General features: G+C 63.7%; 12 protein-coding genes. 5 read left to right on the top strand and 7 right to left on the bottom strand.

Annotated features, from left to right (window positions below):
• Positions 1-28: 28 nt before the first annotated feature.
• The 3 genes from AC0L3E_RS09510 to AC0L3E_RS09520 all read right to left on the bottom strand — a co-directional run bounded on the left by AC0L3E_RS09510 (position 29) and on the right by AC0L3E_RS09520 (position 3,705).
• The gene (locus AC0L3E_RS09510; protein ID WP_473604667.1) at positions 29-424 is read right to left on the bottom strand and encodes an AGROH133_08824 family phage infection protein; all 396 of its coding nucleotides are present in this window, start codon (positions 422-424) and stop codon (positions 29-31) included.
• Between the two features lie 95 nt (positions 425-519).
• On the bottom strand, positions 520-1,215 hold the full coding sequence (locus AC0L3E_RS09515; RefSeq protein ID WP_127328615.1) for an aspartate/glutamate racemase family protein: 696 nt from the start codon (positions 1,213-1,215) through the stop codon (positions 520-522).
• 306 nt (positions 1,216-1,521) lie between these two features.
• Complete coding sequence (locus AC0L3E_RS09520) at positions 1,522-3,705, bottom strand: primosomal protein N' (protein ID WP_473604668.1); 2,184 nt, start codon at positions 3,703-3,705, stop codon at positions 1,522-1,524.
• A gap of 90 nt (positions 3,706-3,795) precedes the next feature.
• Between AC0L3E_RS09520 and fsa the strand changes: the two genes are divergently transcribed.
• The gene (gene fsa / locus AC0L3E_RS09525) at positions 3,796-4,452 is read left to right on the top strand and encodes a fructose-6-phosphate aldolase (RefSeq protein WP_127320636.1); all 657 of its coding nucleotides are present in this window, start codon (positions 3,796-3,798) and stop codon (positions 4,450-4,452) included.
• 87 nt (positions 4,453-4,539) lie between these two features.
• On the opposite strand, the gene AC0L3E_RS09530 is transcribed toward fsa, so the two are convergent.
• From AC0L3E_RS09530 to leuS, 3 genes are all read right to left on the bottom strand, one after another.
• Positions 4,540-7,224, bottom strand: a complete 2,685-nt coding sequence (locus AC0L3E_RS09530) for a DNA translocase FtsK (RefSeq protein ID WP_128307194.1) — start codon at positions 7,222-7,224, stop codon at positions 4,540-4,542.
• A 308-nt stretch (positions 7,225-7,532) separates the two neighbouring features.
• The gene (lptE, locus tag AC0L3E_RS09535) at positions 7,533-8,111 is read right to left on the bottom strand and encodes an LPS assembly lipoprotein LptE (protein ID WP_127269446.1); all 579 of its coding nucleotides are present in this window, start codon (positions 8,109-8,111) and stop codon (positions 7,533-7,535) included.
• Positions 8,098-10,722 (bottom strand): leucine--tRNA ligase, encoded by a 2,625-nt coding sequence (gene leuS / locus AC0L3E_RS09540; RefSeq protein WP_473604670.1) that lies wholly within the window; start codon positions 10,720-10,722, stop codon positions 8,098-8,100. Before leuS ends, lptE begins: the two co-directional genes overlap by 14 nt.
• A 155-nt stretch (positions 10,723-10,877) precedes the next feature.
• Between leuS and AC0L3E_RS09545 the strand changes: the two genes are divergently transcribed.
• The 3 genes from AC0L3E_RS09545 (at position 10,878) to AC0L3E_RS09555 (ending at position 13,461) form a co-directional block, all read left to right on the top strand.
• On the top strand, positions 10,878-11,540 hold the full coding sequence (locus AC0L3E_RS09545) for a YggS family pyridoxal phosphate-dependent enzyme (RefSeq protein ID WP_128307910.1): 663 nt from the start codon (positions 10,878-10,880) through the stop codon (positions 11,538-11,540).
• 440 nt (positions 11,541-11,980) lie between these two features.
• Positions 11,981-12,235 carry a type II toxin-antitoxin system Phd/YefM family antitoxin gene (locus AC0L3E_RS09550; RefSeq protein WP_127380713.1) on the top strand — a complete coding sequence of 85 codons (255 nt, stop codon included), beginning with the start codon at positions 11,981-11,983 and terminating at the stop codon, positions 12,233-12,235.
• Positions 12,236-12,411: 176 nt separating this feature from the next.
• A complete protein-coding gene (locus tag AC0L3E_RS09555; protein WP_127320631.1) occupies positions 12,412-13,461 on the top strand; it encodes an aldo/keto reductase in 1,050 nt (349 codons plus the stop codon).
• A 44-nt stretch (positions 13,462-13,505) separates the two neighbouring features.
• Here AC0L3E_RS09555 and AC0L3E_RS09560 read toward each other — a convergent pair whose 3' ends face one another.
• Entirely contained in the window at positions 13,506-14,414 is a 909-nt protein-coding gene (locus AC0L3E_RS09560; RefSeq protein WP_128307911.1) for a LysR family transcriptional regulator, read from the bottom strand.
• Between the two features lie 119 nt (positions 14,415-14,533).
• Between AC0L3E_RS09560 and AC0L3E_RS09565 the strand changes: the two genes are divergently transcribed.
• On the top strand, positions 14,534-15,715 hold the full coding sequence (locus AC0L3E_RS09565) for an MFS transporter (protein WP_128307912.1): 1,182 nt from the start codon (positions 14,534-14,536) through the stop codon (positions 15,713-15,715).
• Positions 15,716-15,758: the final 43 nt, after the last annotated feature.

Here is a 15,758-nt window from a genome sequence, read left to right on the forward strand (position 1 = left end):
CGTCTTCCATCGCGGAATACCCCACGATTCAAGGCAGAAAGCCGAAGGCAAAGGCGAGCGGCAACGCCGCCAGCACCAATTCCACCACAATGGAAACCCAATTGAAAGGCGTGTTGGCGCCATCAGACATCATCGACAGCAGCCGGCCGAAGGCTGTGAACAGCCAGGAGAAGCCGAGCGCCATGTAGATCAGCGGCTGCGCCAGCAGGATACAGCACAGGCCGACACCGAGATAAAAGCCGGACATCCTGCCGCGCCCCTCGGCGATCGCCGCCGCCTTCTCTGGCTTGACCTGCAGGCGCAGGGCACGGAAGGCGAGGCCAGGGGCCAGAAAAAACAAAAGACCGAGCAGCACGGTGACGACGGCGCTCGACCAGGCCAGCCATTCGCCCTGGCTCGTCGGCCATGGAAGCGCAGAATCCATCTTGTCCCCTCGAAATGCCTGTTTTGAAATTCCGGGCATTCTAGCGGAGGAAAAGAGGCGCGCCAGATGGATCCACGCACTTTAGGCGGCGCGCATCAACCGAGCGCGAATGCCACAGCCGCTTCGGCATGGATGCGCGTCGTGTCGAAGACCGGGATGTCGAAATCCAGCTGGCCTATGAGCATGGTGATCTCGGTGCAGCCCATGATGACGCTGTCGGCCGCCTCGTCGCGGCGCAGGCGCTCGGTCTCGGCGATATAGGCCGCCTTTGAAGTCTCCTTGACGATGCCCTGGCACAACTCGTCGTAGATGACGCGATGGACCATGTCGCGCCCGGCGCCATCGGGCACGACCGGGTTCAAGCCAAATCTGTCGGCGAGCCGGCCCTTGTAGAAATCCTGCTCCATGGTGAAGCGCGTCGCCAGCAGCGCCGGGCGCTGCATGCCGGCGCGCTTGACCGCCACCGCGGTGGCATCGGCGATGTGGATCAGCGGGATCGACACCGACGCCTGCACCTGATCGGCCAGTTTGTGCATGGTGTTGGTGCACAAAAGCAGACCTTCCGCGCCGCCCGCCTCTAGCTTGCGCGCTGCTTCGACCAGAAGCGCGCCGGCGCCGTCCCAGTCGCCATGATGCTGTCGCTCGGCGATCTCTGCAAAATCGAAGGACCACAGAAGCAGTTTCGCCGAATGCAAGCCGCCCAGCCGATCGCGCACGATCTCGTTGAGCAGGCGATAGTAGATGGCGGTGGATTCCCAGCTCATGCCGCCGATTAGGCCAAGGGTTTTCATTCGGCGACACTCCAGAAGGACCTGATGATCTCTTTCAGCGGATCGAAGTCCACCTGAACCTGAACCTGTCCCCACGCCATGGCCTCAGATGGTTCCAGCCAATCTTCGCCACGATGATAAGCGCAAAAAACAGAAGGCAATACAGAATTGGGTGGTGGCTAAAAATCAGGCCTGTAACGAAGAAAATACCCAAAATGATCCAACCGGCTCGTAACGCCAAAAAAACGGCACTTGTCAGAAAACTCATGTTCACCCGCTCGCGGTCATTTGTGGGTTACCCACTAAAGATAGCGGTCGGACGCCACGCTACAAGAAGCTCTGCGGATCGATATCGACCTGCACCCTGACCGAACCGCGCTGCTTCGGCCCGTTGGCCAGCATGGCCCTGATAAAACCTTGCATGTCGGCGCGCCGTTCGCCCTGGATCAGCAGGCGGAAACGGTGACGGCCGCCGAGCAGTGACAGCGGCGCCTCCGCCGGCCCCAGCACGAACAGATCGGTCGCCTCGGGCGCGGCGCGGCGCAGGCCGCGTGCATGGCCCTCGGCTTCCGCCCGTGTCACTGCACTGACGATAACGCCCGCGAGCCGGCCGAAGGGCGGCAGGGCAGCCCGTTCGCGCTCGGCGATCTCGCGTTCGTAAAACGCCTCGGCGTCGCCCGAGACGATCGCCCGCATCACCGGGTGGTCGGGCTGAAAAGTCTGCAAAAGGCCAAGGCTCTTCTTGCCGGTGCGGCCGGCGCGGCCGGTGACTTGGCTGAGCAGCTGGAAGGTGCGCTCGGCGGCGCGCGGATCGCCATTGGCAAGTCCGAGATCGGCATCGACGACGCCGACCAAAGTCATGTTGGGAAAGTTGTGGCCCTTGGCGACGAGTTGCGTGCCGATGACGATGTCGGCCTCGCCATCGGCGATCGCTTCCAGCTCCAGCCGCAGCCGGCGCACGCCGCCCATCAGGTCCGACGACAAAACGATGGTGCGTGCGTCGGGAAAATGCGTGACGACCTCCTCGGCGATGCGCTCGACGCCCGGTCCGCAAGCCACCAGATGATCGAGCGTGCCGCATTCCGGGCAGGCTTCGGGGCGGCGCTCATTGTGTCCGCAATGATGACAAACCAGCTGACCGCGAAAACGATGCTCGACCAGCCAGGCCGAGCAGACCGGGCAGCCGAAGCGGTGGCCGCAGACCCGGCACAGCGTCAGCGGCGCATAGCCGCGCCGGTTGAGGAACAGCAGCGACTGCTCCTGCCTCTCCAGCGTCTGGCGCATCTGGTCGAGCAGCACCGGCGACAGGAAACCGCCGCGCGCCGGCGGCGCCCGCCGCATGTCGACCGCCTTCAGATGAGGAAGCGCCGCCTCGGCGAAGCGAGCTGAAAGCACCGCTCTGTTATATTTACCTTGGCTGGCATTGACCCGGCTTTCGACCGACGGCGTTGCCGACGCCAGCACGACGGGGAAGCTGCCGATATGGCCGCGCACCACGGCCATATCACGCGCATTGTAGAAGACGCGGTCCTCCTGCTTGTAGGCAGGGTCGTGCTCCTCGTCGACGACGATCAGTCCGAGCTCCTTGAACGGCAGGAACAGCGCCGAGCGAGCGCCGGCGACGACCCGCACGCCGCCTTCCGCCACTTGCCGCCAAACCCGCTCGCGCATCCGCGGCGGCAGGTCGGAATGCCATTCGCCCGGCTTGGCGCCGAAGCGCTGCTGGAAGCGCTCGAGAAAGGCATGCGTCAGCGCGATTTCCGGCAGCAGGATCAGCACCTGCCTGCCTCGGTCGAGCGCCGCCGCCACCGCCTCGAAATAGACCTCCGTCTTGCCCGAACCGGTGACGCCGTCGAGCAGCGCAACGTTGAACACGCCGGCTGCGACATTGGCGCGCAGCATCAGCGCCGCGTCGCTCTGGTCCGGCATCAGTTCCGGTATGGCGTAGCCGGGATCAGGCGCGGCCACCACCGGGCGCGGCGGGATCATCACGGTCTCGAACACGCCTTGCGCCCTCAGGCCGTCGATCACCGTCGACGACACGCCGGCGGCGTGAGCGAGGCCGGAGCGCGTCCAGGCGAGCCCGCCTTCGGCCGTCTCCAGAACGCGCTGCCTGGCGCCCGTCATGCGGTCGGGTGCGAGAAGCGTGCGCTGCAACCCCTCGATCCACGGTTCGGGGTCGAAAGCCTCCGGCGCCCTGAGCAGCATGCGCGCTACCATACCCGGCGGCGATAGCGTGTACTGCGCCACCCAGTCGACGAAACGGCGCATCGCGCGGTCGATCGGCGGGCAGTCGAAGACCTGTTCGATAGGGCGCAGCTTTTTCGCGTCGACCTTCTCGACCGCGCCATCCCAGACGATGCCGGCGACCTGGCGCGGCCCGAGCGGCACGCGCACGATCGAGCCCGGCACCACGCGCATGCCGGCCGGCACGGCATAGGTGTAGGGGCGTTCGGCGGGCATCGGCACCAGCACCGGTGCGGCTGCGACAAAGGGCGAATCTTCGATCATGAGGCGTGACCTTGCCCTGACTTTGGTCTAGATCAAAGGCCGACCCCGAATGTGCATGGCATGCACATAAGAATCTTCAGGAGACCCGCCATGAAATTTTTTGTCGACACCGCCGACGTCAAGGATATCCGTGAGCTGAACGATCTGGGGCTGCTCGACGGCGTCACCACCAATCCGTCGCTGATCCTCAAATCCGGCGGCAAGATCGCCGATGTCACCAAAGAGATTTGCGACATCGTCAAGGGTCCGGTCTCGGCTGAAGTCACCGCCACCGAATATTCCGAGATGATGCAGCAGGCCAAGGTTCTGGCCAAGATCGCCGACAATGTCTGCATCAAGGTGCCGCTGACGCTGGACGGTCTCAAGGCCTGCAAGACGATCCGCACCGAGATGAACCGCCTGGTCAACGTCACGCTGTGCTTTTCGGCCAACCAGGCGCTGCTGGCGGCCAAGGCCGGTGCCTCGTTCATCTCGCCCTTCGTCGGCCGCGTCGACGACATCGGCATCGACGGCATGGAGCTGATCCAGGAGATCAGGCAGATCTACGACAATTACGATTTCCAGACCGAGATCCTCGTCGCTTCGGTGCGCACGGTGAACCACGTCAAGCAGGCGGCCCTCATCGGCGCCGATGTCGTGACCGCCCCCCCGGCGACCCTGAAGGCGCTGGTCAAGCACCCGCTGACCGACAAGGGCCTGGAACAGTTCCTCGCCGACTGGGCAAAGACCGGCCAATCGATCGGCTGAGAATGGCGATCGGCTGAGACCAATCGCTTGTAATCAAAAAGGCCGGGCAACCGGCCTTTTTGATGTGCGCTTCAAGCGGGCTGCCGATCAGTCCGTGCCATCGTCCTCGGGCGCGCTTGCCGGCTGGCGCCGGCCCATGATGATTTCGCGTTTGCCGACATGGTTGGGTGCGCCGACCAGGCCTTCCTTTTCCATACGCTCGACCAGGGACGCGGCGCGGTTGTAGCCGATGCCGAGGCGGCGCTGGATGTAGGACGTCGAGCACTTCTTGTCGCGCACCACCACCTTCACCGCCTCGTCGTAGATCGCGTCGCTGTCTTCGGCTGCGACGGATCCCTTGTCGAAGACCGCGCCCTGGTCTTCTTCGATTTCTTCCTCGTCCTCGTCGGCCGTCACGGTTTCCAGATATTCAGGGCGCCCTTGCGCCTTGAGATGCGCGACCACATGCTCGACCTCGGCGTCGGAAACAAACGGCCCATGCACGCGCGAAATGCGCCCGCCGCCCATCATGTGCAGCATGTCGCCCTGGCCAAGCAATTGTTCGGCGCCCTGCTCGCCCAGGATGGTGCGGCTGTCGATCTTCGATGTCACCTGGAAGGAAATCCGGGTCGGGAAGTTGGCCTTGATCGTGCCGGTGATGACGTCGACCGAGGGGCGCTGCGTTGCCATGATCAGGTGAATGCCGGCAGCGCGCGCCATCTGCGCCAGTCGCTGGATCGCGCCTTCGATCTCCTTGCCGGCGACCATCATCAGGTCGGCCATCTCGTCGACGATGACGACGATGTAGGGCATCGGCGCGAGGTCGATTTCCTGCTGTTCGAAAAGCGGTTCGCCGGTGCCCTTTTCGAAGCCGGTCTGCACGGTCATGACGACGGTTTCGCCCTTGTCGCGGGCTTGAGCGGCACGCTCGTTGTAGCCGTCGATGTTGCGCACACCGAGCCGCGCCATCTTGCGATACCGGTCTTCCATTTCGCGCACGGCCCATTTGAGCGCCGTGACGGCTTTCTTGGGATCCGTGACGACGGGCGTCAGAAGATGCGGGATGCCGTCATAGACAGAGAGTTCGAGCATCTTGGGATCGACCATGATCAGCCGGCATTCTTCCGGCTTCAGCCGGTAGAGCAACGACAGGATCATGGTGTTGATGGCGACCGACTTGCCGGAGCCGGTGGTTCCGGCCACGAGCAAATGCGGCATCTTCGCCAGCTCGGCGATAACAGGCTCGCCGCCGATCGTCTTGCCCAAGCAAAGCGCCAGCTTGCAGCTGGTCTTGCGGAAGCCTTCCGATTCGATCAGCTCCCGGAAATAGACGGTTTCGCGCGTCTCGTTCGGGAGCTCGATGCCGATGACGTTGCGGCCAGGCACGACTGCGACGCGCGCCGAAATCGCCGACATGGAGCGGGCGATATCGTCGGCAAGCCCGATGACGCGAGAAGATTTGACGCCCGGCGCCGGCTCGAACTCATAAAGCGTGACCACCGGGCCTGGGCGAACATGAATGATCTCGCCACGCACGCCGAAGTCCTCGAGCACGCTTTCCAGCAGATCGGCGTTCTGCTCGAGCCGCTCCTGCGACATGTAGAAGCCTTGTCCCTCCGGTGGCTGCTGCAACAGCTCTTCCGAGGGAAGCTCATAGGGATCGCCCGCGGTTGACAGCACGACCTTTCCAGCCCCAGGCAAGCGCGCGGAGCGGGCGGCAACGGCCCTGGCAGGGACGTTCACACTTGGCGCGGCCGACGCGGAAACGGCGTCGCTTTTGGCGGCTGGGATTGCGACAGGCTGGACCGGCGACGGCGCATCGCTCGCCGGCACGCCGGGTTGGACGACGGCCTGGTTCGAATTGGCCGGCCAAGCATCCGGCAACGGCTTCAAGGCCTGGCCCGGAAGGCAGTCGATGACACGAAACAATGCGGTGGCATCGGTCCCTGGGCGAATATCGATCGGCGTAGCGGTGACTGGCGCCACGGCGAGCGATGCAGGCGACGCTGGACCGGTCTGCCGGGCCGGCGACGAAACGTCGACCAGATAGGGGGCCATGGCCTCGAAGAAGGCATGATCCGAAAGATACGGCCAGCGCAGCCTTTCGGAAGTGGTCGTTTTGATCGGGCCGCCCGGAGCAACGGACGCACGCGCGGATGCCTGCCCCGTCGCGGCCGTCCTCGGCGGCATCGGCGCAACGGCTGGCACCTTCTCCCTGGCGCGCCCCGCGGCAACAAAAGCAGCAGCCGGCGGCAGTGGCCCTTGCGTGGGGTGGCCGGCCAGCGGCTGGGAAGCAGGGCTTTTCACCGAAGCCGGCAATGCCAGGAGCGAAGGCGCGGAGGACGCCCCTTTGATCATGGATTGCGCAACGGCTTGCTCTGCTGGGCGCGTCGCGGCGTGTTCGACAACACGCTCGTGCTGCGGACGATGCTTCCTGGCCTCATAGTCCGGCGTGCGTGTAAAACGCACGTTGGGTGCAAGGAAGAAATATTCCTGCCAGGCAGGGCTCTCGATATCGCCGATTTTCGAAAGCGTGTCGTCCGAGCCACCCCGCGGCTCCATATAGGGCCGCTTGTTGCCACCGAGATCGACCACCGGCGCTGAATAGCCGGCCTGGCGTGTGGCGGGCTGCCGGCCGCCCGGCTCCTTGCGAGCCGGACGATCAAGGTCGCCTGCCGCAGAAGAACCTCGCTGACCACCCCTGTCGCCGATGCTCTCGGAGCGCTTCCCCTCGGGATCATCAGGCGATGCGGCCGTCGATAAATTGACCCGGGAAAAACGCTTGGCTTCCATTCTCAAGACTCACTCTGAAATGTCTGCCGAGCAATAGGGAGCGAGTGGTTAACAGTTGCTTCCCGGATGGATCGCCGACCATCCTGGGCACCAAAATCTTCGTGGTAATCGGCGAGCGACGCGGCACGATCGTCGCCTCGCCGCACCCACCGCGGTGGCGCGATTTACTCGCTGCCGCAGCAGCTCGATGGGTATCTTCGGACAATCCCTGTTCGGAATCTGGCTCTGTTCGAGAATCTGGTCATGATCCCGCGATCACCCCATCATGCCTGGGGCGCCGGACCGTTTCCGTGAAGCGATGAGGTGCGCTAGCCGGTCTTGCCGTGCCGGACAAGGTCCTGGGCAATGGACAGCTGCAGCGCTTCCGCCAACTCTCGCGCAGCGCGATTCTCGGCGTCGATCTGCGCCCGGTATGCGGCGAATTCCTGACGCGGCCTGTCGAAGGACGAGGTGATCGAACGCTTGCCGGATGCGATCACCACGCCGGTCTTCGCATCGGCCAGCGTATAGCTGCCGGTCAGCGTCACGGAACCGGCGGTCGGTTCGTCTTCATCCGTTCCGACCTGCACGAGTGCCGCGGACTCGACCGCTTCGGTCACGCCGAGATTGAGCGAATAGACCGGCGAGGCCGGCTCGCCGGCGCCTCGTCCAAACCCGAAAATCAGATTGTTGCGCACCTGTTGGCCGTAACGCGTATTGACCGGCTTGATGCCGATCAACGCCAGTTCGGCACTGGCACTGGCCTGCGAACCCGACAGTGGCGCGCTCGAATAGAGCGGCCGCACCGTGCAGGCCGAGACAAGCGCGAGCGAACCTATCAGGCCGGCAAGCGCAATGCGGCGCAGCAAATGGTTCAACTCTGTCTTTTCCCGATCAGGCAACGACATTGACGATCCTCTGCGGCACGATGATCACCTTGCGCGGAGCCTTACCTTCAAGTGCTTTCTGCACGAAGTCGAGAGCCAATACCGCTTTTTCGACCGCACCTTGGTCCGCGTCGCGGGCAATTGTCAAATCCCCCCGCTTCTTGCCGTTGACCTGTACCGGATAGGTGACTTCGTTGTCGACGACCAGCGCCGGATCGAAGACCGGCCAGGGCCGTTCGGCAACGAGATCGGTGCCGCCAAGCGTCGCCCAGCACTCCTCGGCCAGATGCGGCATGATCGGCGCGATCAGATGCACGAGAATCTCCACCGCCTGCCGACAGGCGCCTTTCAGCGCTGCATCGGCCTTGCCTTCGGCCACCTCGTTGAGCGGCGTGGTCAGCGCGTTGGCCAGTTCGTAGATGCGGGCGATGGCGCGGTTGAAAGCGAGCTTCTCGATATCCTCTCCGACCGCCTTCAGGATCTTGTGCGCGGCCTTGGAAACCAATGCGGCCTCGCCGCTGCTGGCCGCTAAGGGCTTGATGCCGGCCAGTGTTTCGGCGGCCGTCGACACCAGGCGCCAGATGCGCTGGATGAAACGATGCGCACCGGCGGCGCCATCGTCGGTCCACTCGACATCGCGCTCGGGAGGAGAATCGGACAGCATGAACCAGCGCGCCGTATCGGCGCCGTAGCCATCGGTGATGTCTTCCGGGCTCACCGTGTTCTTTTTCGATTTCGACATCTTTTCCAGCGGGCCGATGGTGACGGCCTCGCCGGTGGCGATGTCGATGGCGCTGCGCTTGCCGTCGACGTCCTCCAGCCGAACTTCGGTGGGCGCCAGCCAGCGGCCATTCGATGCCGAGCCGACGCGATAGGTTTCGTGCACCACCATGCCTTGCGTGAACAGGCCCTTGAACGGCTCGGCCAGATCGACATGGCCGGCCTCGCGCATGGCGCGGGTGAAGAAGCGCGAATAGAGCAGATGCAGGATCGCGTGCTCGATCCCGCCAATATACTGGTCGACCGGCAGCCATTCGTTGGCCGCCTTGGGATCGGTCGGTTCATGCGCCCACGGCGCGGTGAAGCGGGCAAAATACCACGACGAATCGACGAACGTGTCCATCGTGTCGGTTTCGCGCCGCGCATCCCTGCCGCATTGCGGACATTTCACATGGCGCCATGTCGGATGCCGGTCGAGCGGATTGCCCGGGCGATCGAAATCGACATCGTCGGGCAGCTTCACCGGCAGGTCCACCTTCGGCACCGGCACCACGCCGCAAGCCTCGCAATGGATCATCGGGATCGGGCAGCCCCAGTAGCGCTGGCGCGAAATGCCCCAGTCGCGCAGGCGGAAATTCACCTTGCGCTCGGCCATCGGCCGGTTGCCGATGGTCTTCTGCTCCAGCAGTTTGGCGACTTCGTCGAAAGCCTGATCCGGCTTCATGCCGTCGAGAAAGCGCGAATTGATCATCACGCCGTCATCGACGTAGGCTTCGTCGATGATCTGGAACGTCGCCGGATTCTCGCCTTCCGGCATCACCACCGGAATCACCGGCAGGCCGTATTTGTTGGCGAAGTCGAGGTCGCGCTGGTCGCCGGACGGACAGCCGAAAATGGCGCCGGTGCCGTATTCCATCAAAACGAAATTGGCGACATAGACCGGCAGCGTCCAGTTGTCGTCAAACGGATGGACGACGCGGAGGCCGGTGTCGAAACCCTTCTTCTCAGCTGTCTCCAGCGCCGCCACCGAGGTGCCCATATGGCCGATATCCTCGATGAACTTCGCCAGCGCCGGATTGTGCGCAGCGGCCTTCTTGGCCAACGGATGATCGGCGGCGACAGCCATGAAGGAAGCGCCGAAGATGGTGTCGGGCCTTGTCGTATAGACTTCCAGCTCATGCTCGCCACCAGAGGCGTCGGCCAGAGGCCAACGGATCAGCAGGCCTTCCGAGCGGCCGATCCAGTTCTGCTGCATCAGCTTCACTTTTTCCGGCCATTCGTCGAGGCCGTCGAGCGAATCCAGCAGATCCTGCGCGAAATCGGTGATCTTGAAGAACCACTGCGTCAGCTCGCGCTGTTCGACCAGCGCGCCCGAGCGCCAGCCGCGCCCGTCGATGACCTGCTCGTTGGCGAGCACCGTCATGTCCTCCGGATCCCAGTTGACCTTGGAGGATTTGCGCGTCACCAGCCCCTTCTCGACGAAGTCGAGGAACAGCATCTGCTGGCGGTGGTAATAGTCGACGTCACAGGTGGCGAATTCGCGCGCCCAGTCCAGCGACAGCCCCATGACCTTGAGCTGCTCGCGCATGGTGGCGATGTTCTGGTAGGTCCACTCCTTGGGATGGACCTTGTTCTGCATCGCCGCGTTTTCGGCCGGCATGCCAAAGGCGTCCCAGCCCATAGGGTGCAGCACGTTGAAACCCTTGGCCCGCTTGTAGCGCGCCACCACGTCGCCCATCGTGTAATTGCGGGTATGACCGATATGGATGCGCCCCGACGGATAGGGGAACATCTCCAGCACGTAGTATTTCGGGCGCGGATCGTCATTGTGCGCTTCGAACAGCTTCTTGGCGTCCCAGGCCTTCTGCCATTTGGGCTCTGACGCGCGCGGATTGTATCGTTCGGTTGCCATGGGACGTTTTTCACTTAAAAGCATGCGCGAACTGCGGGCGACGGCTCGGCAGTTCAGGGAATGTGGTCCGGGTGTTCACCATGGTTTGGCAAACCCGTCAACCATATGGGTATCGCGTCTGACAAAAACGCCGGTCAAAACAGCAGGATTTGCATATGGGCGATGCCGTTCAGCAGTTTTTCGCGGTCAAGGCGAAGATCGCCGCCGCCGAGCGCGAGGCCGGTCGCGAAACTGGCGCCGTGACATTAGTCGCGGTCTCCAAGACCTTTGACGCTGCCGATATAGTTCCGGTCATCGAGGTCGGCCAGCGCGTCTTCGGCGAAAACCGCGTGCAGGAGGCGCAAGCCAAATGGCCTGATCTGAAGGACGCATTTGCGGATATCGAACTGCATCTGATCGGCCCCTTGCAGTCGAACAAAGCGAAAGAGGCTGTGGCGCTGTTCGACGTCATCGAGACGATCGATCGCGAGAAGATCGCCGCCGAACTGGCCAAGGAGATCGCCAAACAGGGCCGCGCGCCAAAACTCTATGTCCAGGTCAACACCGGCTCCGAGCCGCAGAAGGCCGGCATCGAGCCGCGCGAGGCCGTGGCTTTCGTCACCCGCTGCCGCGACGTCCATGGCCTCGCCATCGAGGGCCTGATGTGCATCCCGCCGGCCGACGAGAATCCCGGTCCGCATTTTGCGCTGTTGGAAAAGCTCGCCAAGGAAGCCAACGTCGCCAAACTTTCGATGGGCATGTCCGGCGATTATGAGACCGCGATCGCCTTCGGCGCCACCAGCGTCCGTGTCGGTTCGGCGATCTTCGGCAGCCGATAGTTCCGATGCACAGACCGGTCTCTAGTCGCTAAATTCCAACATATTCGATTGGCTGCAGGCCACCACACCTTCGTCATCCTAGGGCGGAGCGACGCGAAGCGGAGCGCAGACCCTAGGATCCATGCCGTGACGACAAGGAAAATGCAGCGGTGCAGAATTCTGTTCCGCTGCATTCTTCGGCAGATGTCGCGGCATGGATCCTCGGGTCTGCGCTGCGTCGCTGCGCTCCTTGCTCCGCCCGTGGATGACGACGAGAGAGATGTTTAGGCCAATCCCCGATGCTTTGCGATCTGCCGCCGAAAGAGGCTATAGATTCTCGCTGCCAATAGCTTCCAACCCATGTCGAGGAACTGGCGAACACATCTGTTCGAGCGGAAACCCTGCCATGCTTCAACGGCATCTGGTATATGACTAGCGAAGCCATCTAGCGAGTAGTGCCCTTGAACTGGCATCTTAAGGACGCGAAGAACAATCTGTCGAAACTCGTACGGCAGGCGCGGGAACAAGGGCCACAAACCATCACGGTGCGCGGAAAGCCAACTGCTGTCGTACTCTCCCCCGAGGACTACGACCGACTGGTCGGCGCAACACCTTCGCTTGCGGAATATCTTCTCTCAGGTCCCGTGTGGGATGACGACTTCGTCGAGGAGGTCAATCGCCGCCCGAAGACGAAGATCCGAGTTATAGACTTATAATCCGCATACTCATGCGAACCTCGTTCGGTGAATGCAGCGGGCGCTTTTCTGATGGCGGCATTAGATGCGGTGAGGGGTTATAGGCCAACTCGGCGGGCTCGTTGCTCCAGGACTGGAAACGAAACGTACCGTTCCTATTTGCTTTGCGTCATCACAAACTCTCTGGAGCCGCCACCATGCGCTACAACCAGCTTGGAAATACGGGGATGTTCGTCTCCGAACTGTGCCTCGGCACCATGACCTTCGGCGCCGCCGGTCAGAATGCCCAATGGGGCCTGATCGCCAGCCTCGACCAGAAGGGGGTCAACGAGATCGTTGCCCATTCGCTCGCCGCCGGCGTCAATTTCTTCGATACGGCCGACGTCTACTCCTTTGGCGAATCCGAACGGCTGCTCGGCCAGTCGCTCAGGGATCTCGGCGTGAACAGGCAGAACGTGGTCATCGCCACCAAGGCGCATGGCGCCATGGGCGAAGGCCCCAACCAGCGCGGCTCGTCACGCGGCCACATCATGGACTCGGTCGATGCCAGCTTGGAGCGGCTGCAGCTCGACCATATCGATCTATATCAGCTGCACGGCACCGACACCGTGACGCCGATCGACGAAACGCTGCGGGCGCTCGACGATCTCGTTGCCAGCGGCAAGGTTCGCTATGTCGGCGTCTCCAACTGGGCGGCATGGCGCATCGCCAAGGCGCTCGGTATCGCCGAGCGCAAGGGCTTTGCCCGTTTCGAGACCGTCCAGTCCTACTATTCGATCGCCGGCCGCGATCTCGAGCGCGAGATCGTGCCGCTGCTCAACGAGGAGAAGCTCGGCCTGATGGTGTGGTCGCCGATGGCCGGTGGCCTGCTCTCCGGCAAGTACGGCCCCGGCGCGCCCGGCAATGGCGAAGGCCGCCGCGCGTCCTTCAACTTCCCGCCGGTCAATGAGGACCGTGCCTGGGCGGCCGTTGCCGTCATGCGCGAAATCGCCAAAAAGCATGATGTCAGCGTCGCCACGGTGGCGCTCGGCTATGTCCTGGCCAAGCCCTTCGTGATGAGCGTCATCATCGGCGCCAGCCGCATGGAGCAGCTGGAGCAGAACCTTGCCGCCACTGATGTGAAGCTCGACACAGACGATCTGCTTCGTCTCGACGAGGTCAGCGCCCTGCCGTCCGAATATCCCGGCTGGATGCTGGAGCGCCAGGCAGTGGGCCGCCGCCCGGCGCCGTTCACGCCGAAAGCATAAATACGGCCCACGCTGACATCCCGGGAGCCGTGGCTCCGGAGATGTCAGCTCAGCCGGACGCTCTCTCCCAGAAAATCGAGAAAGGCACGCACCCGCGCCGGCAGATGCCGGCCCTGGCCGACATAGACGGCGTGGGTCGGCTCCTCGTCGCCCGGATTGAATGCCTCCAGCAGCGACACCAGCCGGCCGGCCGCGATGTCTTCCGCCACATGCCAGCGCGCCAGCCGGGCGATGCCTGCGCCCGCCAGCGCCATCAGCCGCATCGCCTCGCCATCGCTGACCAGCGTGTTGCCGGTGATGGGAACCATGATGGCGCGGCCGTCCGCGTCGAGGAACGGCCAGCCATCGAGATGCCTGACGAACCCGAAGCCCATGCGGTTATGCCTGTCGAGATCGGCTGGCGTCAGCGGCGTGCCCTGCGTTTCGAGGTAGGAAGGTGCTGCAACGACCACCACAGGGCTTTGCCCCAGCTTGCGCGCCACCAGCCGTGACTCACTCAGCGGCCCGGCACGGATAGCGACATCGGCGCGTTCCGCCATCAGGTCGATGACGCTGTCGGTCAGCACCAGATCGACTGAAATCTCGGGGTAGCGTTCGAGGAAGCGGGGCAGAAGCGGGATCAGCCGGTGTACCCCGAAGGGCACGTAGCTGTTGACGCGCAGCCGTCCGCGCGGTGAAGCACCCGCCGCCGCCTCCTGCTCGGCCGCCGCCATGTCGGCGAGGATGCGCAGGCCGCTCTCGTAGAACGCGGTGCCTTCCGGCGTCAGTTGCAGCTTTCGCGTCGAGCGGCTGACCAGCCGCGCGCCAAGCCGGGCCTCCAGCCGCGCGATCAGCTTGCTCACCGCCGAAGGCGTCATGCGCAACGCGCGTGCGGCGGAGGAGAAACTGCCGTCCTCGACGACGCGCACGAACACTTCGATCTCGCCGGAGCGATTGATATCGGGCCTGGCCATTTGTGAATCTATTTCACAGAAAATGTGCCCAAGGCAAGTCTGGTTCACAATGCAGGGAAGCACGATCTCAGGGGTCGGGGCGCGGGACGGCGCTCTTCGCCATCGAAGTGGAAACCGCCATGCCTCTTGCTCTTTACGCGCTTGCCGCCGGTGCCTTCGGCATCGGCGTCACCGAATTCGTCATCATGGGTCTGCTACTCGATGTCAGCAAGGATCTCGGCGTTTCGATCACGGCCGCCGGCCAGCTCATTTCGGGCTATGCGCTCGGCGTCGTCATCGGCGCGCCCCTGCTGACCATCGCCACCGGCAACTGGGCACGCAAGACCGTGCTTCTGGCACTGATGGCGATCTTCACGCTTGGCAATCTCGCCTGTGCGCTGGCCCCCGATTACTGGACGCTGATGGGCGCCCGCATCATCACCGCCTTCGCCCACGGCACATTCTTTGGCGTCGGCTCTGTCGTCGCCACCGGGCTGGTCGCACCCAACAGACAAGCCTCGGCGATCGCGCTGATGTTCACCGGTCTGACCATCGCCAACATCCTCGGCGTGCCCTTCGGCACCTGGCTCGGCCAGGCCTTTGGCTGGCGAGCGACCTTCTGGGCGGTGACATTGGTCGGCGTGGCGGCCTTCGCCGTCATCCTGGCTCTGGTGCCACGCAGCCGGACCGCGCCCGAAAAGAGCGATCTGCGCGCCGATCTCGCCGTTTTGCGCCGCACGCCCGTCCTGCTCGGTCTTGCCACCACCGTGCTCGGCTATGCCGGTGTCTTCGCCGTCTTCACCTATATCGCGCCGCTGCTGACCGAGATAAGCGGCTTCCAGGAAGCGGCCGTGTCGCCGATCCTGCTCGTCTTCGGCGGCGGCCTCATTGCCGGCAATTTACTTGGCGGCAAGGTCGCCGATCGCTGGCTGGTGCCGGCCGTTCTCGGCAGTCTCGTGGTGCTGGCCCTGGTGCTCGCCACCATGAGCTTCGCCATCCACAGCCAGGTGATGGCCGTCATCTATGTCGGCCTGCTCGGCGCTGCCGCCTTCGCCACCGTGGCGCCGCTGCAAATGTGGGTGCTGGACAAGGCGCAAGGTGCCGGCCAGAGCCTCGCCTCGTCCTTCAACATCGCCGCCTTCAATCTCGGCAATGCGGCAGGTGCCTGGCTTGGCGGTGCGGTGATTGCCCATGGCCTTGGCCTGGGCTCACTCACCTGGGTCGCCGCCCTGCTGCCGCTCGCGGCACTCGGCGTGGCGGGGCTGGCGCTGCGTCTCGATCGCACCGCCACGCTCGGCGAGCCTGCCTCCATCCGGTCGTGATCGTCCTCTGCAAACCCGCTTTCCACACCCTTCATTCCACAGG

The sequence above is a fragment of the Mesorhizobium sp. WSM4822 genome (assembly GCF_055811155.1).